The organism is Belnapia mucosa (assembly GCF_016775475.1).
Lineage (GTDB): Bacteria > Pseudomonadota > Alphaproteobacteria > Acetobacterales > Acetobacteraceae > Belnapia > Belnapia mucosa.
Genome location: NZ_JAEUXJ010000009.1, coordinates 13,395 through 32,065, shown reverse-complemented (window position 1 = coordinate 32,065; position 18,671 = coordinate 13,395). Strand labels below are relative to the sequence as shown.

20 protein-coding genes are annotated in these 18,671 nt (G+C 70.7%); 10 read left to right on the top strand and 10 right to left on the bottom strand.

Annotated elements, in window-relative coordinates:
• Nucleotides 1-7: 7 nt before the first annotated feature.
• Nucleotides 8-604 (bottom strand): glutathione S-transferase N-terminal domain-containing protein, encoded by a 597-nt coding sequence (locus tag JMJ55_RS19330; RefSeq protein ID WP_202827238.1) that lies wholly within the window; start codon nt 602-604, stop codon nt 8-10.
• A 114-nt stretch (nt 605-718) separates the two neighbouring features.
• On the opposite strand from JMJ55_RS19330, the gene JMJ55_RS19325 reads away from it, so the two are divergent.
• The 3 genes from JMJ55_RS19325 to JMJ55_RS19315 all read left to right on the top strand — a co-directional run bounded on the left by JMJ55_RS19325 (nt 719) and on the right by JMJ55_RS19315 (nt 2,772).
• The gene (locus JMJ55_RS19325; protein ID WP_202827237.1) at nt 719-1,642 is read left to right on the top strand and encodes a ketopantoate reductase family protein; all 924 of its coding nucleotides are present in this window, start codon (nt 719-721) and stop codon (nt 1,640-1,642) included.
• Nucleotides 1,643-1,710: 68 nt separating this feature from the next.
• Complete coding sequence (locus tag JMJ55_RS19320; protein WP_202827236.1) at nt 1,711-2,022, top strand: HU family DNA-binding protein; 312 nt, start codon at nt 1,711-1,713, stop codon at nt 2,020-2,022.
• Nucleotides 2,023-2,091: 69 nt separating this feature from the next.
• Nucleotides 2,092-2,772, top strand: a complete 681-nt coding sequence (locus tag JMJ55_RS19315) for a glutathione S-transferase family protein (protein ID WP_202827235.1) — start codon at nt 2,092-2,094, stop codon at nt 2,770-2,772.
• Nucleotides 2,773-2,794: 22 nt separating this feature from the next.
• On the opposite strand, the gene JMJ55_RS19310 is transcribed toward JMJ55_RS19315, so the two are convergent.
• Nucleotides 2,795-4,789, bottom strand: a complete 1,995-nt coding sequence (locus JMJ55_RS19310) for a calcium-binding protein (RefSeq protein WP_202827234.1) — start codon at nt 4,787-4,789, stop codon at nt 2,795-2,797.
• A 101-nt stretch (nt 4,790-4,890) separates the two neighbouring features.
• On the opposite strand from JMJ55_RS19310, the gene JMJ55_RS19305 reads away from it, so the two are divergent.
• A complete protein-coding gene (locus JMJ55_RS19305) occupies nt 4,891-5,685 on the top strand; it encodes an enoyl-CoA hydratase/isomerase family protein (RefSeq protein WP_202827233.1) in 795 nt (264 codons plus the stop codon).
• Here the strand turns inward: JMJ55_RS19305 and JMJ55_RS19300 are convergent.
• Nucleotides 5,630-7,390, bottom strand: a complete 1,761-nt coding sequence (locus JMJ55_RS19300; RefSeq protein WP_202827232.1) for a PAS domain-containing protein — start codon at nt 7,388-7,390, stop codon at nt 5,630-5,632. The two genes, JMJ55_RS19305 and JMJ55_RS19300, sit on opposite strands and share 56 nt — an antisense overlap.
• Here JMJ55_RS19300 and JMJ55_RS19295 point away from each other — a divergent pair.
• Nucleotides 7,389-8,075, top strand: coding sequence for a DUF2459 domain-containing protein (locus JMJ55_RS19295; RefSeq protein WP_202827231.1), 687 nt, complete (start codon nt 7,389-7,391; stop codon nt 8,073-8,075). The genes JMJ55_RS19300 and JMJ55_RS19295 overlap by 2 nt on opposite strands.
• 289 nt (nt 8,076-8,364) lie before the next feature.
• Nucleotides 8,365-8,544, top strand: coding sequence for a hypothetical protein (locus JMJ55_RS19290; RefSeq protein WP_202827230.1), 180 nt, complete (start codon nt 8,365-8,367; stop codon nt 8,542-8,544).
• 274 nt (nt 8,545-8,818) lie between these two features.
• Here the strand turns inward: JMJ55_RS19290 and JMJ55_RS19285 are convergent, their stop codons facing one another.
• The 4 genes from JMJ55_RS19285 to JMJ55_RS31665 are packed head-to-tail and all read right to left on the bottom strand — an operon-like array spanning nt 8,819 to nt 12,325.
• A complete protein-coding gene (locus tag JMJ55_RS19285) occupies nt 8,819-9,781 on the bottom strand; it encodes a tripartite tricarboxylate transporter substrate binding protein (protein WP_202827229.1) in 963 nt (320 codons plus the stop codon).
• Complete coding sequence (locus tag JMJ55_RS19280) at nt 9,778-10,536, bottom strand: SDR family NAD(P)-dependent oxidoreductase (RefSeq protein WP_202827228.1); 759 nt, start codon at nt 10,534-10,536, stop codon at nt 9,778-9,780. Before JMJ55_RS19280 ends, JMJ55_RS19285 begins: the two co-directional genes overlap by 4 nt.
• 12 nt (nt 10,537-10,548) lie before the next feature.
• Entirely contained in the window at nt 10,549-12,210 is a 1,662-nt protein-coding gene (locus JMJ55_RS19275) for a DUF6311 domain-containing protein (RefSeq protein ID WP_202827227.1), read from the bottom strand.
• Complete coding sequence (locus JMJ55_RS31665) at nt 12,197-12,325, bottom strand: hypothetical protein (protein ID WP_268885358.1); 129 nt, start codon at nt 12,323-12,325, stop codon at nt 12,197-12,199. Before JMJ55_RS31665 ends, JMJ55_RS19275 begins: the two co-directional genes overlap by 14 nt.
• 201 nt (nt 12,326-12,526) lie before the next feature.
• Between JMJ55_RS31665 and JMJ55_RS19270 the strand changes: the two genes are divergently transcribed.
• The 4 genes from JMJ55_RS19270 to coaBC all read left to right on the top strand — a co-directional run bounded on the left by JMJ55_RS19270 (nt 12,527) and on the right by coaBC (nt 15,287).
• Nucleotides 12,527-12,886, top strand: a complete 360-nt coding sequence (locus JMJ55_RS19270) for a response regulator (protein ID WP_202827226.1) — start codon at nt 12,527-12,529, stop codon at nt 12,884-12,886.
• Nucleotides 12,887-13,010: 124 nt separating this feature from the next.
• Entirely contained in the window at nt 13,011-13,148 is a 138-nt protein-coding gene (locus JMJ55_RS19265; RefSeq protein WP_202827225.1) for a hypothetical protein, read from the top strand.
• 68 nt (nt 13,149-13,216) lie between these two features.
• The gene (locus JMJ55_RS19260) at nt 13,217-14,095 is read left to right on the top strand and encodes a TauD/TfdA dioxygenase family protein (protein ID WP_202827224.1); all 879 of its coding nucleotides are present in this window, start codon (nt 13,217-13,219) and stop codon (nt 14,093-14,095) included.
• A gap of 1 nt (nt 14,096) precedes the next feature.
• Nucleotides 14,097-15,287, top strand: a complete 1,191-nt coding sequence (gene coaBC, locus JMJ55_RS19255) for a bifunctional phosphopantothenoylcysteine decarboxylase/phosphopantothenate--cysteine ligase CoaBC (protein ID WP_202827223.1) — start codon at nt 14,097-14,099, stop codon at nt 15,285-15,287.
• Nucleotides 15,288-15,521: 234 nt separating this feature from the next.
• On the opposite strand, the gene JMJ55_RS19250 is transcribed toward coaBC, so the two are convergent.
• Genes JMJ55_RS19250 through JMJ55_RS19240 form a run of 3 tightly spaced genes read right to left on the bottom strand, consistent with a single transcriptional unit; the run spans nt 15,522 to nt 18,589 of the window.
• Nucleotides 15,522-15,815 (bottom strand): hypothetical protein, encoded by a 294-nt coding sequence (locus JMJ55_RS19250; RefSeq protein ID WP_202827222.1) that lies wholly within the window; start codon nt 15,813-15,815, stop codon nt 15,522-15,524.
• A 15-nt stretch (nt 15,816-15,830) separates the two neighbouring features.
• Nucleotides 15,831-16,271 (bottom strand): DUF488 domain-containing protein, encoded by a 441-nt coding sequence (locus JMJ55_RS19245; RefSeq protein WP_202827221.1) that lies wholly within the window; start codon nt 16,269-16,271, stop codon nt 15,831-15,833.
• On the bottom strand, nt 16,268-18,589 hold the full coding sequence (locus JMJ55_RS19240) for an NADP-dependent malic enzyme (protein WP_202827220.1): 2,322 nt from the start codon (nt 18,587-18,589) through the stop codon (nt 16,268-16,270). Before JMJ55_RS19240 ends, JMJ55_RS19245 begins: the two co-directional genes overlap by 4 nt.
• Between the last annotated feature and the right edge of the window lie 82 nt (nt 18,590-18,671).

Sequence of the window (18,671 nt, the reverse complement as noted above, 5' to 3'; positions counted from 1 at the left end):
CGCCGCCTCAGCCGACCGGCATGGTCTGGGCCAGCGGCGGCAGGGCGAGGACCTTCTCGTACCAGGCCGTGAGCTGCGGGTGGCCGGGCCGCCAGGGCTCGTGCGGGTAGCGGAAATCGAGATAGCCGAGGGCGCAGGCGATTGAGATCTCGCCGATGGTGGTGAGCGCGCCGAGCGTCGCCGCCTCCGCCTCCAGCGCATCGAGGGCGCGGGTGACCTTGCCCTGCTGCTGGGCGATGTATTCGCGGCGCCCGTCATCCTGCGGCAGCGCCACCTCGCGCCGGCGCGGCTGGGTGGCATCCAGGATGCCATCGGCCAGCGCCTGCTGCCGCAGCGCATTCCAGCGCGCCGGGCCGGGGGCGGGGAAGAGCTTTGGCGCATCGCCGATGCTGTCGATATATTCGCAGATCACCGGGCTGTCGTAGAGCGCCATGCCGTCATCGGTCAGCAGCGAGGGCACCTTGGAGAGCGGGTTCACCGGCACCAGCGCGGGGTCGGTGGTCGAGACCTTCCAGCGCTCGACCTGCGCATCCAGGCCGCGGGCGATGGCGCAGGCCGTGACCTTGCGGACATAGGGGCTGGCCGGGGAGAAGGCGAGTTTCATGGCGTTTCCTTCGCTGCGCCGGCGAACAATCCCAGAGCCCGGCCCCCGCCGCAAGGTTGGACGGCGCCGCCGAATCCCCCGATGATCGGCGGCAGCGGGCGGACAGGAGCAGTGATGCGGATTGCAGTGATCGGGGCCGGCGGCGTCGGCGGCGGCTTCGGCCTGGCGCTTGCCAAGGCCGGGGCGGATGTCACCTTCCTCGCCCGTGGCGCGCATCTGGCGGCGATGCGGGAGAAGGGGCTCAGGATCGAGGGCGGCCGCGGCGCCAGCCATCTGATGCCGACCCAGGCGACCGACGACCCGGCGGAGATCGGCCCGGTCGATCTCGTGCTGTTCTGCGTGAAGCTCTGGGATGTCGAGCAGGCGGGGGAGCGCATCCGGCCGCTGATCGGGGCGGAGACCGGGGTGCTGCCGCTGCAGAACGGGATCGATTCCAGCGAAAGGCTGATCCCGATCCTCGGCGAGGCGGCGGTGATGGGCGGCGTCGCCCAGATCAGCGCCACCATCGCCGAGCCGGGGCTGATCCGCCAGACCGGCAGCTTCATGCGGATGATCTTCGGCGAGCTCGACGGGCGCAGCAGCAAGCGGGCGGAGGCCTTCCTCGCGCTCTGCCAGAAAGCCGGGTTCGACGCGGTGCTGAGCCCCGCCATCCAGACCGAGCTCTGGCTGAAGTTCATCATGCTGGCCACGAATTCCGGCCTGACGGCGCTGACCCGCCAGCCGATCGGGCGGCTGCGGGACGACCCGGACATCGCCCCCTTCTTCGGGGAAGCCTATGCGGAGGTGATCGCCGTCGCCCGCGCGCGCGGCGTGGCCCTGCCGGCGGATGTCGAGGCGCGGATGGCCGCCCATAACCGCAATGCGCCGGCCGACATGATGGCTTCCATGGCCCATGACCTGATCCGGGGCAACCGGATCGAACTGCCCTGGTTGTCCGGCAAGGTGGTGGCGCTGGGGCGCGAGCTTGGGGTGCCGACCCCGGTCCATGCGCTGATCCATGCCGCGCTGAAGCCTTATGTAACAGGGTCGCCCGACTAAATTGCAGTATAGGACTGACAAATCGCTCGGTTCGCGCTATTTCCCGGCGAATCGAAAGGAGATCCTGCGTGTCGAAGAAGTTCCTGACCGATGTGATCGTGAAGTCCGCCGAGATGCCGACCCTGGCCGCGAATGCGCTGGCGAGCGACATCATCGCCGCCATCAAGCAGCAGATCGTCGAGACCGGCCGCTTTACCATCCCCGATTTCGGCGCCTTCATCGTGCGCGAGACGGCGAAGCGCACCGCGCTGAACCCCCGCACCGGTGAGAAGGTGGCGGTGAAGGCGGGTGCGACCGTCCGCTTCAAGGCCAGCCCGTCCCTGAAGGATGCGGCGCTGGCCGGCATGAAGAAGGCGAAGCGCAAGGCCGCCAAGGCCTGAGCATCGCCCCCTTGCCTCCGTGCAAGGGGACAGGCCTTATCCTTCCACCACGCGTGGGAGGATAAGGCCATGATCCGCTTCTACTACAACCTCGCCCCGAACCCGACCAAGGTCGCGCTCTGCCTTGAGGAGATGGGGCTCGAATACGAGCCGGTGCCGGTCGATACCCGCAAGGGCGAGCAGCACAGCCCAGAATTCCTGAAGATCAATCCGAATGCCAAGGTGCCGGCCATCGTCGATGGCGACCAGGTGGTGTTCGACAGCAATGCGATCCTGCTCTACCTCGCGGAGAAGACCGGCCAGTTCCTGCCGCCGGCCCATGAGCGTGGTTCGATGCTGTCCTGGCTGATGTTCGTCGCCAGCGGCATCGGCCCCTATTCCGGCCAGGCCGTGCATTTCACCCGCTTCGCGCCGGAGCCGAAGGAGTATGCGGTCAGCCGCTATGTCTTCGAGGCGAAGCGGCATTGGGGCATCCTCGACGCAAGGCTGGCCGAGCGCCGCTTCATGCTGGGCGAGACCTACGGCATCGTCGACATGGCCGTCTGGGGCTGGTCGCGGCTGGTGCCCTTCGTGCTGGGCGAGGACGGCTTCGCTGGCCTGCCGAACGTGAAGCGGCATCTGGAGGAGATCAACGACCGCCCCGCCGCCGCCCGCGCCCTGGCGCTGAAGGACCGGCACGCCTTCAAGGCGGATATGGACGAGGCGGCGAAGCTCGCGATGTTCCCGCACCTCGCCCAGAAGGTCGCCTGATCAGGTCGCCTGATCAGGTCGCCTAGCCGAGGATGAAGTCCGCGGTGGAGAGATCCGCCGCGGCAATGCCGCGCAGCAGCACCGTGTCGCTGGCCGAGAGGTGCAGCGTCACGCCACCGGCGCCATCGGTGAAGGTGACCTTGGCGAGGTCGGAGACGCCCACCAGCTGGATGCGGTCGCTGCCCTTGGCGAAGTCGCCGACGAGATCGGCGCCGCAGCCGGCCGCGAATTCGAAGACATCCGCCCCGGCCTCGCCGAACAGGATGTCGTTGCCGCCTTTGCCATCGAGCGTATCCGCCCCGGCGCCGCCCAGCAGCCAATTCGCGCCATCGCTGCCGACCAGCAGATTCGCCGCAGCATTGCCGCGGGCGAAGATGGTGGCGCCGAGCAGCACCATCACCTCGATATTCTCGGGCAGGGCGAAGCCGCCGCCGGCGATATCGATGAGGAGGGCGTCCCATCCGGCGCCCGGCGCCTCCAGCACCCGGTCCGCGGTGCTGCGCACCAGATAGGTGTCGTCGCCCGCGCCGCCGACCATCACGCCGGCCTCGCCCGCCGCGCTGCCGCTGTCGATCGTGTCATGCCCGGCACCGCCTTGCAGCAGATCGCCGCCGCCACCGCCGACCAGGCTGTCCTGCCCTGCCTCGCCCGCCAGGCGGTCGCGGCCGGCGCCGCCCTCCAGCGTATCCTGGCCCTCGCCGCCCGCGAGGCTGTCATCGCCTTCGCCGCCCTGGAGGGCATCATTGCCATCGCCGCCGCGGATGGTGTCGTCGCCCGCCAGGCCGATCAGGAGGTTCTCGCCCTCATTGCCGGTGATGAGATTGGCGAGCGCATTGCCGATGCCGACGCTGTTCCCGGTGGCCGGCAGCAGGGTGAGGATCTCGACATGGGCGGGCAGGGTGTAGCTGGCCGAGATGCGGACCTCATCCACGCCACCGCCCGGCGTCTCGAGGATGATGTCGGCGGCGTCATCGGCGTAATACACGTCATTGCCGTCGCCGCCGGCCATGCGATCGGGGTTGGCACCGCCTTGCAGCGTATCCTCGCCCGCGCCGGCCGAGAGGCTGTCCTGCCCGTCGCCGCCATCGAGCAGGTTGCTGCCCTGGATATCCACCAGCACGTCATCGCCGCCGCCGCCATAGAGCGTATCGGCATCGCCGCCGCCATCCAGGCTATCAGCCTCGATATCGCCATAGAGGGTATCCTGCCCGGCGCCGCCGAGCAGGGTGTCGTTGCCGGCATCGCCCGCGACGGAGTCGTTGCCCTCGCCGCCATCGAGGGAATCCGCCTCGGTGCCGCCGAACAGGCTGTCATGGCCCACCTCGCCATGCAGCGTGTCCTGCCCGGCTTCGCCATAGAGGGTATCGTCGCCGATGCCGCCCAGCAGGCTGTCATTCTCGACGCCGCCATAGGCGATATCATTGCCCTCGGCGCCGTCGAGCGTGTCACGCCCGGCCTCGCCGAACAGGGTATCGTTGCCGCCCTGGGCATAGACCTGGTCGTTGCCGGTGCCGGCCTCGATCCGGTCATGCCCCTCGCCGCCGAGGACGACGTCATTCCCCTCGCGTGCCCGGATGGTGTCGTCGCCGGCATAGCCGTTGACGAGATCGTCGTGGAAGGAGGCGGTAATGGTGTCGCTGCCGGCGAGGATCAGCGCGGCGGCGCCGGCCTCGTCATGGTTGCGGATGAACTGGCCGAGCGCATAACCGGAGACGCTGATGCCGTCGATGAAGAGGAAGGGCACATCGGTGCCGGTCTGCAGCCGCAGGATCTCGGTGATGATGCCGCCCGTGGGCACGGCACCATCGAAGGTCATGCCGATGCCCTTGAACTGGAGCGAGACCTCGACCTGCGCCGGTCCGCCGCTGCCGGCATAGGGATTCGGGACCAGATTGGTTGCGACATACTGCGTCGCCGTCGCGGTGAGGACATGCAGGGCGGCGAATTCATCCGTCCGCATGAAGCCGGGGATGTTCTCGGCATAGGTGGGATCGGGGGCGACGACGAACTGGGCCATAGGGAGACAGATACAGGAAACTCGCCCCAGGGTGGAATAACAGCCGGGTTGCCTCCGCCCCCGCCCACCCGCAGACTGCCCGGGACAAGGGAGGCCTCAGCATGGCAGTCGTCGAGACCGAACGGCATGGGCAGGTGCTGGTCGTCCGGCTGAACCGGCCGGAACGGCTGAATGCCCTGAACCACGAGATGCGCTGCGCCCTGGCCGAGATCTGGTCGGATTTCCGCGCCGACCCCGATCTCGAGATCGGCATCCTCACCGGCACCGGCCGTGGCTTCTGCGCCGGGGAGGATATGAAGGAATCCCTCGCCGACGGCGCCCCCGGCGGCCGCCAGCCGGAGCGGGAGGACCCCTTCGCCAGCGGCGCGCTGGAGAAGCCGGTCATCGCCGCGGTCAACGGCTTCGCCATGGGCGGCGGATTCATGCTGGTGGAGCGGACCGACCTGCGCGTCGCCGTCCGCGGCGCGGTGTTCGAGGTCTCGGAGGCGAAGCGCTGGCTGCTCGGCGGCTATAACCACGGCCATCTCGCCAACCTGCCGCATCCGGTCGCGCTGGAGATGGCGCTCGGCTTCCGCTTCACCGCGGAGCGCTTCCACGAACTCGGCTTCCTGAACCGGCTGACCGAGCCGGAGGCGCTGCTGCCGACCGCGCTGGAAATGGCGGCGCATATGCTGACCCTGCCGCCGGCGGCGCGGGTCAACACCGTCCATATGATGCGTCAGATGCGCCCGCGGGTCGGCCCGGCCGAGGCGCGCCTGGCGGCCCGGCTGCACGACCACGGCGCGAAGAGCGACCTGATGGAAAGCCGCGCCGCCTTCGCCGAGAAGCGGCCGCCGCGCTTCAAGGGCTGGGACGATCCGGCCGACCGCTTCCGCCTGCCGACCTTGGATCAGTAGCCGGCGCGTCGAAGGAGAGCTCGGGCGGCGCCTCCGCCCCGCCCGGCAGCAGGGCGGTCACCCGCGCCGCCGGCAGGGCGATGCGGCAGAGCAGGCCCCCTGGCCGCCAGGAGCGTTCGACCGTGCCGCCGAGCTGGCCGTGCAGCGTCGCCTCGATCACCCGGCCGCCGAAGCCGCGCCGCGTCGGCGCGCCCGCGACCGGTGGCCCGCCGCTCTCGCTCCAGTCGATCAGCAGCCGATCGCCCTCCAGCCGCCAATGCACCGCCACCTGGCCGCCGGCGGCCGAGAGGGCGCCGTATTTCATCGCATTGGTCGCCAGCTCATGCACCGCCATGGCGATGGGCTGGGCGGCGACGGCGGCCAGCCGCACCGGCGGACCCTCCAGCAGCATCTGCCCGGCGGCGCCGAGGAAGGGTTCCAGCTCGCCTTGCAGCAGGCTGCGCAACTCGGCGCCGCTCCAGCCGCCCTCGGCCAGCAGCGTGTGGGCGCGGGTCAAGGAGGCGACGCGGCCCTGCACGGCGCGGGCAAAGCTGTCCGGGTCCTCACGCGAGGTCAGGCGCAGCGCCGCCTGCACCACGGCCAGGGCATTCTTGGCGCGGTGGTCCAGCTCCCGCGTTAGCAGGGCCTGGCGTTCCTCCGCCCGCACCCGGTCGGTGATGTCGAGATTGACGCCGACGACCCGCACCGCCCGGCCCGAGGCGTCGCGGAACACCCGGCCGAGGGCGAGGATCGAGCGGATATCGCCATCCCCCGCATGGCAGATGCGGAATTGGTGGCGGAAGCTGCCATCGTCGCGCGGCGCGGGGACTTCGTGCTGAACCCGCTCGATCACCATGCGGCTGCGATCCTCGGGCAAGATCCGGGCCTGCAGCCTCTCCCGGTCGGGCGGGCCCTCGGCGGGGTCGAAGCCCATCAGGGCGAATTGCTCCGGCGACCAGATGGCCTGTCCGGTGCGGAGGTCGCGTTCCCAGATGCCGAGGCCGGCGGCTTCCTGCGCCAGCCGCAGCCGCTCCTCGCTGGCGCGCTGGCTGGCCTCGGCCTGCTTCAGCTCCGTCACATCGACATGGGCGCCGACCATGCGGAGCGCCCGGCCCTCGGCGTCGCGCTCGATCTCGGCCCGCGCGGCGATCCAGCGCACCTCGCCGCCGGGGGCGAGGATCCGGTAGTCCTGGGCATATTCGGTGATGCCGGAGGTATCGGAGACCGCCTCCAGGAAGCGCCGCTCGGCCCGGTCCCGGTCGTCCGGGTGCAGCCGCGCCACCCAATCCGCATGGCGTTCCAGCCGCGCTTCGCCGGGCATGCCTTGAAGGGTCATGTATTCCTGCGAGCGGCGGTTGACGCCCGAGCGCAGGTCGATCTCGAAGCCGCCGACGCGGCCGATGCGCTGCGCCCGGCGCAGCCGCGCCTCGCTCTCGGCCAGCGCCGCGGTGCCGGCGGCGACCTGGGCGCCGAGTTCCGAGAGGCGCTTCGCCATCTCCGCCTCGGCCGCCACCAGGGCCCGGCCGCGGCGGGCCAGCAACAGCGCGGTGCCGGCCAGGGCGAGGCTTGCCAGCGCCAGCAGCCCACCATACCAAGCGCCGGAGATGCTGGCCCCGCCCGACCAGCGCGGCAGGATCGCGGCGACGGACAGGGCGATGGCGAGCAGCAGCGTGAGGCCGAAGGCATGGTCTGGCTTCGGGCCCTGGCGGCTCCGGTCAGGGGGCATGGCGAAGCCCGGCCGGCGCGTCCTGCTGCTTCTGCTCCTGCTGCTGCCGGCCTGCGTCGCCGCGCCGCCGGCGTCGCCCGTGTCCGGCCCGGCCGTGGCCGAGATTCAGGTCATCGGCCGCGACTGGCATACCGATATTGCCGTGCCCGCCGACGACCCGCGCCTGCCTCCGGTGCTCGCGGCCGTGGCGCGGGATTTTCCGGGCGTCCGGCACCTCGTCTTCGGCTTCGGTGACCGCGCCTGGCTGCTGGGGCGGGATGCATCGCCCCTCGGCATGCTGCGGGCGCTGCTGCCGGGGGCTGGCGCCATCCTGGTGACGGCGCTGGCCCGCCCGCCGGAGGAGGCCTTCGGCCCCGCGAATGTCGTGACGCTGCCGGTCTCGCGGGCCGAGCTCGACCGGCTGGAGGCCTTCCTTGCCGCGAGCATCGACGCGCCGGGACGTCCGGGCGACCGGCTGGTCCCGCTGGCTGATGGCCCCTATCCCGGCAGCCTGTTCCATCCATCCCCGGTCATCTATTCGGCGACCCGCACCTGCAATACCTGGACCGCGGAGGCGCTGGCGGCATCCGGCTTGCCGGTATCCGCCAACGGAGTTCTCCTCGCCGGGCAAGTGATGGCGCGCGCGCGCAGGGTTGCGGCCCTACGTCGGGGAAAGCCTAGCCCAGAATCATCGCCCCTGGAATGACCAGCCGGTTCAGCGCGCGGGCACGACGACGGTATTGGACGGCGGCGGGCTCGGGTCGCTGCTGCTGAAGCTGACGCAGCCGGCCAGCCCGAGCGTGACGAAGACGAGCAGGGCGAGATGGCGCATGGCGGTTTCCCTTTCGCGGTTAGGCGTGGCCATGACGCCGCGGCGCAGGGTTGGTTCCACCTGCCGTGCGATACGATATTGCAATTATCCGATCACGGAATTGCGGGCGACAGCGGTGGGAACCCATGCCATTTTTCCGCATCGGCACGACGGGGATGCTGCGATGGGATACCGGTTCCTGGCCCTTCTGTTCGCCTTCTGCCTGCCGGGCTGTGCCGTGAACAGCTTCGGCGCGCCGCAATGGCGCGACAATGCCGAGGCGCCGGCTTGGCGCCGCCAAGCCCCGAGCGAGCTCCCGCCGCTCCAGCGCCTGCCCGCGCCCGCCTATAGCGCCCGGGCCTAGAGCATTTTCAGGTCCGGCGTGTCCGCCGGACGACTCGGAAAATGCGACCAAACAACAAGCCAGACCGCTTTCACGTGTGCGCAGCGCAGGTGAAAGCGGTCTAAGGCCCGTTAGACAAGGCCGATCGGGTCGGTCCGCCGGGTCTTTTTCGCCCCCGGTGCGTCGGCCGGCTTGCCGATGCAACCAGCATCGGCCGCGCCGTCCTTCTTCCGGGGCCAAAAAATCCCTCGCCAGCCCTCAACCGCCGACCTTGTCTAACGGGCCATAGGCCCCGCTACTTCCCCGCCTCGGCGGCCAGCGCGTCCCGCACCAGCGGGGCGAGCCCGGCTTCCTCCGCGATCCAGTAGTCGCGGAAGGCGGCCGGTCCCATGAAGCGGATCGGCAGGCCCAGCTCCTCCATCTTGCGCCGGTGCTCCGCGCCGGTGATGGCGCGTTCCAGCGCCGCGGCCAGCACCCGCTCCACCTCCGGCGGCAGGCCGGCCGGGGCGACGAAGCCGCGGGCCGAGCCAGTGACGATCGGCGTGCCGAGCGAGGCGGCGGTCGGCACGCCGGGCAGGAAGGGGCTTTCCGCCCGGTCCAGCACCGCCAGGGTCCGCGCCGCCCCGGACCGGGTCTGCGCCATGGCGGTGCCGCCAGCGACCAGCGCCACCTCGATCTCGCCCGAGAGCAGCGCCACCAGCTCGGGCGCCGAGCCCTGGTAGTGGATCTGGTTCACGGTGATGCCGTGCAGCCGTTGCAGGGCGAGGGAGGCGAGGTGCTCCCAGCTCAGAATGCCGGGGTCGGAGACCCGCAGCGCCCCCGGCCGCGCCCGCGCCGCGGCAATGAGGTCGGAGAGCGTGCGCAGCGGGCTGTCGGCCCGGACGATGATGCTGCCGGGATCGATCACATGCATGGCCAGCGGGGTGAAGCTCTCCCGCGTGAAGCCGGCATTGCGGGCGGGGTCGAGATAGAGGGTGATAGTCGAGGGCCAGAGCCCATAGGCGAGGGTATAGCCATCCGGCCGGGCGCGGGCGGTCTGCGCCATACCGATCTGCGAATTGGCGCCGGGCCGGTTCACGATGACGACGGGGGTGCCCAGCTCCCGCTCCAGCACCGGGGCCAGGGCGCGGGCGGAGATGTCGCTGCCGCCGCCGGGCGGATAGGGCAGGATCACCTGCACCGGCCGGCCGGCTTCGGGAAACTCCGCCCGGGCCGGGGCGAGCGCCAGCAGCAGCAGCGCGAGGGCGAGGCGGATCATGAGGGGGTCAGCCGCAGCGCGCCGTCGAGGCGGATGGTCTCGCCATTCAGCAGCGGGTTGGCCGCGATGGACAGCACCAGCGCCGCCACCTCCGCCGGCCGGCCGAGCCGGTTGGGGAAGAGCGGCAGCCGGCCCAGCGCCTCCCGCGCCTCCTCCGGCATGCCGGCCAGCATCGGCGTCTCGATCAGGCCGGGGGCGATGGTCATGACGCGGATGCCGAAGCGCGCCAGCTCCCGCGCCGCCGGCAGGGTCATGCCGACCACGCCGGCCTTGCTGGCGGCATAGGCGCATTGGCCGATCTGCCCCTCATAGGCGGCGATGGAGGCGGTGTTGACGATCAGGCCCCGCTCCCCGGTCGGCAGCGGGTCGAGCGCCGCCATCCGGGCCGAGGCCAGGCGCAACACGTTGAAGCTGCCGGTCAGGTTCACCCGCAGCACCTGCTCGAACAGACCGAGCGGGTGCGGACCTTGCCGGCCGGCGACGCGGGCGGCGGGGGCGATGCCGGCGCAGTTCACCGCCAGGCGCAGCGGGCCGAGCGCCATGGCGGCATCCAGCGCCGCCTCGACCGCCGCCTCATCCGCCACGTCGCCCGTGGCGGCGGCGCCGGAGATGCGGGTGGCGAAGGCTTCCACCGCTTCCCGCTTCAGGTCCATGACCACGACGCGGGCGCCGGCCGCGGCCAGCGCCTCCGCCGTCGCGGCGCCGAGGCCGGAGCCGCCGCCGGTGACGATGGCCGAGATACCTGCGAGATCCATGCCCTTAACCCCTCAGCCTCCGGCGAGCGGCCGCAGGCGCCAGCCCGGCGCCAGCAGCCAATAGCCATCCGCTTGCAGAATGGCATCCCGGGCCGGGTCATGCGAAGCCCGGGCGAGGTCGAGGCTCGCGGCATCCCGCAGCACATAGAGGGTGCCCGGCTCATAGGCGCCGGAGCGGAGGATCCCGGCGGTCTTGGCCCGCAGCGCGGCCGCCGCGCCCTCATCGACGCGGGCCATGTAGATGGAATCGGTCGGCAGCCCGGCCTGCGCGGCGAAGCGGGCGATGGATTCCCAGCCCTCGCCCATATTCGAGGCCGGCACGGCGCGGACCCGGGCATAGGCGCCGGCCAGGGCCGGCCAGACGGGATCGAACAGCCGCTGCGGCACCCCGGCCGGGGCGCCGGCGACGAAGGAATGGCGCCTGGCGATCCCCGGGCGGAGATCCACGGCCTGCACCGCCAGCAGCGCCGCCAGCAGCCAGCCGGCGCGCTGCCCGCCCCAGGCCCGCGCCGCCAGCGCCGCGGCGCCCAGCATCAGCGCGTAGGAGAGGGGCCAGACCATGCGCTCGGCATTGCGGAGCATCCCACCCACTCGCATCAGCGCCTCGGGCGGGGTGAAGAGCCAGCCGCCCCAGCCGCCGATGGTGACCCGAGGGGTGATGGCGAAGGCGAGCAGCGCCAGCAACGCCGCGGCCAGCAGCCAGAGCCGGCGCGGCAGCGCGACCGGGCGGCGCAGCCAGGCCAAGCCGCCCGCCGCCAGCAGCAGCAGCCCACCCAGGCCGAGATAGCTGCTGCCCGCCTCCCAATGGCCGGGATCGGGCAGGTCGGGCAGCAGGCTGGACCAGATCCCGCCATCGAGGAAGGCGAGCAGGTCGAAATTCCAGGTGCCATAGCCGCCGGATTGCGAGCCCGGCCCGGTTTCATAGCCGCCGCGCAGCAGGAAGAAGCCGCCGGTCCAGAGCGCGGCGGCGACGGCGGCCGGGACCAGCAGCGCCTCGGCCAGCAGCCAGCGGTCGCGCTCCAGCCAGGCGCGGCGCAGCCAGTCAGCGGCCCAGAGCGGCAGCGCCATGGCCAGCAGATAGGAATGGACCAGCGCCGTCACCGCCAGCAGCGCCGCCCAGGCCAGGGCCTGCCGCCAGCCCCGGCCGGGCCCGAGCGCCAGCAGCAGCGCCGCCAGCAGGGTCCATTGCCCGGCGAGCGGGGTATGGCCTGCCATGCGGTTGATCAGCATGGGTTGCAGGGCCAGCAGCCCGGCCCCGCAGATGCGGGCCAGCGGATGGGCGGTCGCCAGCCCCATCAGCCGCCAGCCGAGGAAGCCCTGGAGCAGCCCACAGGCCAGCAGCCAGGGCCCAACATATTGCGGCACCTCGACCAGGCCGCGCAGCGCCTTCAGCACGAGCGCCAGCAGGGGGATGGCATCGGCGAAGTAGATCGCGGTGCCGAGTTCCATCCCATACGCCGGGTTGGCGCCGGGCGGCAGCAGCCAGGGGGTATGGCGGAAATAGGTCCAGCCGAGCCAGAGCTGCACCGGATCCGGCCCCAGCGGCCCGGCCAGCAGCCAGCCCTGGTTATGCGGGTTGATCGGGCCGAGGCCGAATACCGCCAGCACCACCGCGGCGCCTGCCAGCGCGGCCAGCAGGGCGCCGAGGGCGGGCGGCGCCTCAGCCCGGCTCACGCGGTGCCGGCTCCTCCGACGGGGGTTTGGCCGGGGTGGCGGGGGCGGGCCCGCCGCCGGTGCCGGAGGGTTGCTGCGGCGTTTCGACGAATTCGGGGTCCTGGTCGTCGGGCATGGGAACCTCTATAGCGCCGCCGGACATGGCCCGGCGGATTTGTAGACACTTGGCTGGGACGGCCCCTGGGTTCAAACAACAGCCGCGCTAGGCAACGCGGTGCCGCGGATCGGGATGCGCCGGCCGAACCAATCGGGTGCCGGACCGGATGATCCCGAAGGGCGTTGATTCGTTGATCAGGCCGGGGACGGAAGGGAGGCGATGCGGGTTCTGCTGATCGAGGATGATGCGATCCTGCGGATGATCCTGGCCGATGAACTCGGCGAGGAGGGGATCGAGGTGAATGGCCTCGCCAATGCCGAGGATGCATTGATCCTGCTCGGCGCCGGTCAGGTGCCGGACGTGCTCGTGACCGATATCAGCCTGGGCGGCGGGCTCAGTGGCTTCGACTTGGCCGAGCTGGCGCGGGCCAAGCATCCGGAGGTAGCGGTCATCCTCATCAGCGGGACGGCGCCCGATCCCGCGCAGCACCCGCTGCGGCGGCGGGAGATGTTCCTGGCCAAGCCCTTCCTGCCCTCCACCCTCGCCGCGGCCATCCGCAAGGCGGGGCAGAAGGAGTAGCTGCCTTTCTTGAAGGCAGTTGGCCGGCCATCTGTGCCGGTCGCGCCAAAGCCGGGGCGCGGGCGCCTGAAAGCGGGGCATTGGGCCTTGCCGCTGGACTGATGGGTGCCGCAGCCTCGGTTGCATGGCCTGTGCCGCCCTGGATCGCCCCCTCTTCACGCCCATACCGCTCCGCCTGGCGCGCGGCCTGCTGACGCATATGACGGAGCCGCGCTTCGTCCATGAGCATCACTGGCGACCGGACGACCGCCGCCCGGAATAGCCGGGACTTGGCGCCCGAGGCCGGCCGGGGCTAGCCTCCCGGTCACACGGCCCGCCAAGGAAGCAACAATGTCGCTCAATGCCCTGGACGGCCCCCGCATCCGCCACCTGACCAATGCGGGCGAGCCCTATCAGACGATCCGCCTCGACAAGCTGACCCCCGTGATCGGCGCCGAGATCGAGGGCGTGGACCTCGGCCAGCCCATCGCCCCGCGGCAGATGGAGGAGATCAAGCGGGCCCTGGCCGAGAACCTGGTCATCTTCTTCCGCGACCAGCAGATGTCAGCCGAGCAGCATCTGGATTTCGGCCGGCAGTTCGGCCCGCTCCACCTCCACCCCGCCGCGCCGCATGAGCCGGGCCATCCGGAGCTGATGGTCATCAAGGCCGATGCCAATTCCCTCCGCGCCAATGGCGAGGGCTGGCATTCCGACGTCTCCTGCGACGAGGAGCCGCCGATGGGCTCCATCCTCTATATCAAGGAATGCCCGCCGAATGGCGGCGATACGCTCTTCGCCAGCATGTACGCGGCCTATGACGCGCTCTCGGACCGGATGAAGGCCTATCTGGAGGGCCTCATTGCCCTGCATGACGGAGAGCCGGTCTATCGCGGCCTCTTCGCCAAGGACGGCGTGGCCGACAAGGCAATCTATCCGCGGGCGGAGCACCCGGTCATCCGCACCCATCCGGTGACGGGCCGGAAGGCGCTCTACGTGAATCGCGGCTTCACCGCCCGCATCCTCGGCATTCCGCGCGACGAGAGCGACGGTATCCTGCGCTACCTCTACGAGCATATGGAGAATCCGCTCTTCCAGTGCCGCTTCCGCTGGCAGCCGAACTCCGTCGCCTTCTGGGACAACCGCTGCGCCCAGCACCGGGCGATGTGGGACTACTGGCCGCATCGCCGCTACGGCAACCGCGTCACGGTGAAGGGCGAGCGTCCTGTCTGATATGCGCCTCGCCGACCGCCGGATCCTGCTGGTCGTCTCCGGCAGCATCAGCGCCTACAAGGTGCTGGAGCTGACGCGCCTGCTGCGCAAGTCCGGCGCCGCCATCACCGGCGTGCTGACCGCGGGCGGCGCCCGCTTCGTGACGCGGGAGGCGCTGGCCGGCATCACCGGGCAGCGGGTGCATGACGATCTCTGGGCGGCGGAGGCGGAGATCGGCCATATCCGCCTGGCCCGCCTGCCCGATCTGGTCGTCGTCGCCCCCGCCTCGGCCAATATGCTGGCGAAGATGGCGCAGGGCCTGGCCGACGACCTGGCGAGCACCATCCTGCTGGCGACCCGCGCCCCGGTCCTCGTCGCCCCGGCGATGAACACGGCGATGTGGGAGCACCCGGCGACGCGCGCCAATATGGCGGCGCTGACCGCCCGCGGCGTCCGCATCGTCGGCCCCGGGGTGGGCGCCATGGCCGAACCGGAGAGCGGCCCCGGCCGCCTCGCCGAGCCGGCCGAGATGCTGGCCGCGGTCGAGGCGATCCTGGCCCCCGCCGCCGGGCCCCTGGCCGGACGCCATGCCCTCGTCACCTCCGGCCCGACGCATGAGCCGATCGATCCGGTGCGCTACATCGCCAATCGCAGCAGCGGCAAGCAGGGCCATGCCATCGCCGCCGCGCTCGCCGCCCTCGGCGCCCGCGTCACCCTGGTCGCCGGGCCGGTGACGCTGCCCGATCCGCCCGGCGTCACCACCCTTCATGTCGAATCGGCGCGGGAGATGCTGGCCGCCTGCGAGGCGGCGCTGCCCGCCGATATCGCCATTATGGCCGCTGCCGTTGCCGACTGGCGGGTGGCGCGGGAGGCGACGCAGAAGCTGAAGAAGGAGCCGGGGGCGGAGGCGCCGACCCTCTCGATGGCCCTCAACCCCGACATCCTGGCGACGATCTCGCACCATGCCCGGCGCCCCCGCCTGGTCATCGGCTTCGCCGCCGAGACCGAGCATGTGGTGGAGCACGCCATCGCCAAGCGGGCGCGGAAGGGCTGCGACTGGATCCTGGCGAACGACGTCTCGGGCGATGTGATGGGGGGCGATTCGAACCGCATCCACCTCATCACCGCCGAGGGGGTGGAGGACTGGCCCGAAATGTCGAAGGGGAATGTCGCACAGCGCCTCGCCCAACGCGTGACAGACGCGACAGACTGAGACGAATCCGTCTCAAAAAGTCGTGGCAAGCCTTAGAGCAAGGAACAGGCAACACGTTTTCGGGAAGCTGTCTTGGGCGACGGAGCGAATTCGATATGTTCGGGTTCTCCCCAGCGCCTCCCCGCCAGTCATTCCGTGGATGCCTGCCGCATGTTCCAGTCGCTCCTCACCCGTCTTCGCCACTGGCTCACCTACCGGCCGGAGCGCCGCTACATGCGGGGGCGCGCCTAGGCGCTAATCCTCCAGCACCCGCCGCAGCCACTCCTCCCCCTCGGCGGGGAGGTTGTGCCAGGCGGCATCGGGGGAGACACGGGTGATGGTCAGCACCACATCGGGTGCCTCCTGCTTCTTCAGGGCCCGCAGCAGGTGGTCCCGGAGATAGGCGGGAGAGACGCCGGTGGCGACCAGCACCGCGCGCGGCGTGATCGGCCAGTGTTCGGGCGCGATCTCATAGATCGCCTCGAAGAACACCTTCTCGGCCGCGGCCGGCGCATCGCCGAGGTCATGCAGGACGAGGCAGAGGGACATCGGACAATACCTTCCTCAGGCCGGGTGGAGATGCGTCACCGCGACCCCGGATGTGGCGGCCACCGCCTCCGCAACCAGGGTCCGGTGACAGCGGGCCGGATCCGCTTCCAAGCATAGCAGGCAGACCGTTTCGCGTCGCGCCTGATCGGCAAGCCCGGCCAGCGCCGCCTGGGCCTCCAGCCCGGCGAGATGGTCGCCGAAGATGCGCCGCATCTCGGCCGGCCGCCCGGCGCGCACCGCCGCCCGCCCCTCGGCCGGGGTGCCGAGCGCCTTCACATGCTGGTAGCCGATGCCGGCCTCCGCCAGGGCGGTGGAGAGCGCGGTCTTGGCGAAGCCGGGCTTCCGGCTGTTCGCCAGGGCCCGGACATCCACCAGGGTGGTGACCCCGGCGCCGCGCAGCGTCTCGATCAGCCGCGCGGGCACCATGTCCTCATAGCCGATGGTGAAGAGCGTCACCGGCCGATCGCGGCATGGGCCGCGAGGCAGGCCATGTCGAGGAGCTGGGTCACGCTGGCATCCATCGGCACGATCTGCACCGGGCGGGACATGCCCATCAGCAGCGGGCCGATGGTCGTGGCGCTGGTCAGGCGGGGGACTGCCTTGGTCAGGATATGGGCGGCATGCAGGCCCGGCATCACCAGCACATTGGCCGGCCCCGTCAGGCGGCAGAAGGGATAGAGATGCGCCCGCAGCGCCGGGTCCAGCGCCACATCGGCGGCCATCTCGCCGTCGTATTCGAAATCCACCTTCCGCTCGTCCAGCAGCCGCACCGCCTCACGGAGGCTCCCCGGGATATGCCCCTTGGGGTCGCCGAAGGTCGAAAAGGAGAGGAAGGCAACCCGTGGCTCATGGCCCAGCCGCCGGGCGGCGGCGGCGGACTGCACCGCGATCTCGGCGAGCGTCGCCGCATCCGGCCGCTCATGAATGGCGGTGTCCGCGACGAAGACCGTGCCGGAGACCCGGGCCAGCAGCAGGGTCAGGCCGAACAGCACCTCCCCCGGCGCCTGGTCGATGGCGGAGGCGATGCCCTCCAGCGCCACCGCATAGCTCCGCGTCACGCCGGTGACGACGGCATCCGCATCGCCGAGCGCCAGCATGCAGGCGGCGAAGACATTGCGGTCCTGGTTGACCAGGCGCTGGCAGTCGCGGAACAGGAAGCCCTCCCGCTGCCGGCGGGCATAGAGGAATTCCGCATAGCGCCGGTTGCTGTCGGAATTGCGGGCGTTGCGGATGGTGATGCCGGGCGGCAGCTGCACGCCGAGGCTCCGCAGCACGTCCTGGATCCGGTCTTCCCGCCCCACCAGCACCGGGCTGCCATAGCCGGAATTGTGGAAGGCCAGCGCCGCGCGGACCACCTTCTCCTCCTCGCCCTCGGCGAAGACCACGGTGCGCGGATTGGCCCGCACCCGTTCGGTGATCAGCTCCATCGCATTGGCCGTCGCATCCAGCCGTCCGGCTAGGGTGCGAGCATAGCGCGTCAGGTCGGTGATGGGCTTGCGCGCCACGCCGCTTTCCACCGCCGCGCGGGCGACGGCGACCGGGACGCGGGAGATCAGCCGGGGGTCGAAGGCATTGGGGATGATGTATTCCGGCCCGAAGCGCAGCGCCTTGCCGGGGCCGCCGCCGGCGGTGTTCACCTCCTCCGGCACATCCTCCCGCGCCAGCATCGCCAGCGCCCGGGCCGCCGCCACCTTCATCGCATCGTTGATGGTGCTGGCCCGCACATCCAGCGCGCCGCGGAAGATGAAGGGGAAGCCGAGGACGTTGTTCACTTGGTTCGGGTAGTCGCTGCGGCCCGTGGCGATGATGCAGTCCGGCCGCACCGCCTTCGCCTCCTCCGGCGTGATCTCCGGGTCGGGATTCGCCATGGCGAAGACGATCGGCTTGTCGGCCATGCTGCGCAGCATCTCGGGCGTCACGGCGCCCTTCACCGAGAGGCCGAAGAAGCAATCGGCGCCCTCCATCGCCTGGGCCAGCGTGCGCTTCCCGGTCTCGACCGCATGGGCCGATTTCCACTGGTTCATGCCCTCGGTGCGGCCGCGATAGACCACGCCCTTGGTATCGCAGAGGATGACGTTGCGCGGCGTGACGCCCATCGCCTTCATCAGCTCGGCGCAGGCAATCGCGGCAGCGCCGGCGCCGTTGATGACGATGGTGATGTCGCGCAGTTCCCGCCCCGTCAGGTGGACGGCGTTCAGCAGGCCGGCCGCGGCGACGATGGCGGTGCCGTGCTGGTCGTCATGGAAGACGGGGATGTCCATCAGCTCGCGCAGCCGCTGCTCGATGACGAAGCATTCGGGCGCCTTGATGTCCTCGAGATTGATGCCACCGAAGGAGGGACCGAGATGCTTCACGGCATTGACGAAATCGTCGACATCCTCGGTATCGACGCAGAGATCGATGCCGTCCACATCGGCGAAGCGCTTGAAGAGCGCGACCTTGCCCTCCATCACCGGCTTCGAGGCCAGCGCGCCGAGATTGCCGAGGCCGAGCACGGCGGTGCCGTTGGAGACGACGGCGACGAAATTGCCCTTCGAGGTATAGTCATAGGCCAGCGCTTGGTCGCGGGCGATGTGCAGGCAGGGTTCCGCCACGCCCGGGCTATAGGCCAGGCTGAGATCGCGGGCGGTGATCAGTGGCTTGGTCAGCCGGATCTCCAGCTTGCCTGGCCGCCCTTCGGCATGCAGCGCCAGCGCTTCCTCCGGCGTCACCCGCGCGGTGCGCACATCCGCCAGCGAAATGGGGGGCATGCTGCCCTTGTGCGCATCGTCCATGGCCGTTCTCTTCCCTGAAGCCGTTGCGGCGGCGCACGATGCCGCCATCCGTGAGGATGCAGTGTCGCAGCCAGGACGCGTC

Coding starts and splice junctions, on each gene's coding strand:
- JMJ55_RS19305 (WP_202827233.1), top strand. CDS start 4,891: ATGGCAGTCGTCGAGACCGAACGGCATGGGCAGGTGCTGGTCGTCCGG.
- JMJ55_RS19310 (WP_202827234.1), bottom strand. CDS start 4,789: ATGGCCCAGTTCGTCGTCGCCCCCGATCCCACCTATGCCGAGAACATC.
- JMJ55_RS19330 (WP_202827238.1), bottom strand. CDS start 604: ATGAAACTCGCCTTCTCCCCGGCCAGCCCCTATGTCCGCAAGGTCACG.
- JMJ55_RS19325 (WP_202827237.1), top strand. CDS start 719: ATGCGGATTGCAGTGATCGGGGCCGGCGGCGTCGGCGGCGGCTTCGGC.
- JMJ55_RS19295 (WP_202827231.1), top strand. CDS start 7,389: ATGGCGAAGCCCGGCCGGCGCGTCCTGCTGCTTCTGCTCCTGCTGCTG.
- JMJ55_RS19265 (WP_202827225.1), top strand. CDS start 13,011: ATGGCCTGTGCCGCCCTGGATCGCCCCCTCTTCACGCCCATACCGCTC.
- JMJ55_RS19240 (WP_202827220.1), bottom strand. CDS start 18,589: ATGGACGATGCGCACAAGGGCAGCATGCCCCCCATTTCGCTGGCGGAT.
- JMJ55_RS19285 (WP_202827229.1), bottom strand. CDS start 9,781: ATGATCCGCCTCGCCCTCGCGCTGCTGCTGCTGGCGCTCGCCCCGGCC.
- JMJ55_RS19315 (WP_202827235.1), top strand. CDS start 2,092: ATGATCCGCTTCTACTACAACCTCGCCCCGAACCCGACCAAGGTCGCG.
- JMJ55_RS19300 (WP_202827232.1), bottom strand. CDS start 7,390: ATGCCCCCTGACCGGAGCCGCCAGGGCCCGAAGCCAGACCATGCCTTC.
- JMJ55_RS19280 (WP_202827228.1), bottom strand. CDS start 10,536: ATGGATCTCGCAGGTATCTCGGCCATCGTCACCGGCGGCGGCTCCGGC.
- JMJ55_RS19270 (WP_202827226.1), top strand. CDS start 12,527: ATGCGGGTTCTGCTGATCGAGGATGATGCGATCCTGCGGATGATCCTG.
- JMJ55_RS19290 (WP_202827230.1), top strand. CDS start 8,365: ATGGGATACCGGTTCCTGGCCCTTCTGTTCGCCTTCTGCCTGCCGGGC.
- JMJ55_RS31665 (WP_268885358.1), bottom strand. CDS start 12,325: ATGCCCGACGACCAGGACCCCGAATTCGTCGAAACGCCGCAGCAACCC.
- coaBC (WP_202827223.1), top strand. CDS start 14,097: ATGCGCCTCGCCGACCGCCGGATCCTGCTGGTCGTCTCCGGCAGCATC.
- JMJ55_RS19260 (WP_202827224.1), top strand. CDS start 13,217: ATGTCGCTCAATGCCCTGGACGGCCCCCGCATCCGCCACCTGACCAAT.
- JMJ55_RS19250 (WP_202827222.1), bottom strand. CDS start 15,815: ATGTCCCTCTGCCTCGTCCTGCATGACCTCGGCGATGCGCCGGCCGCG.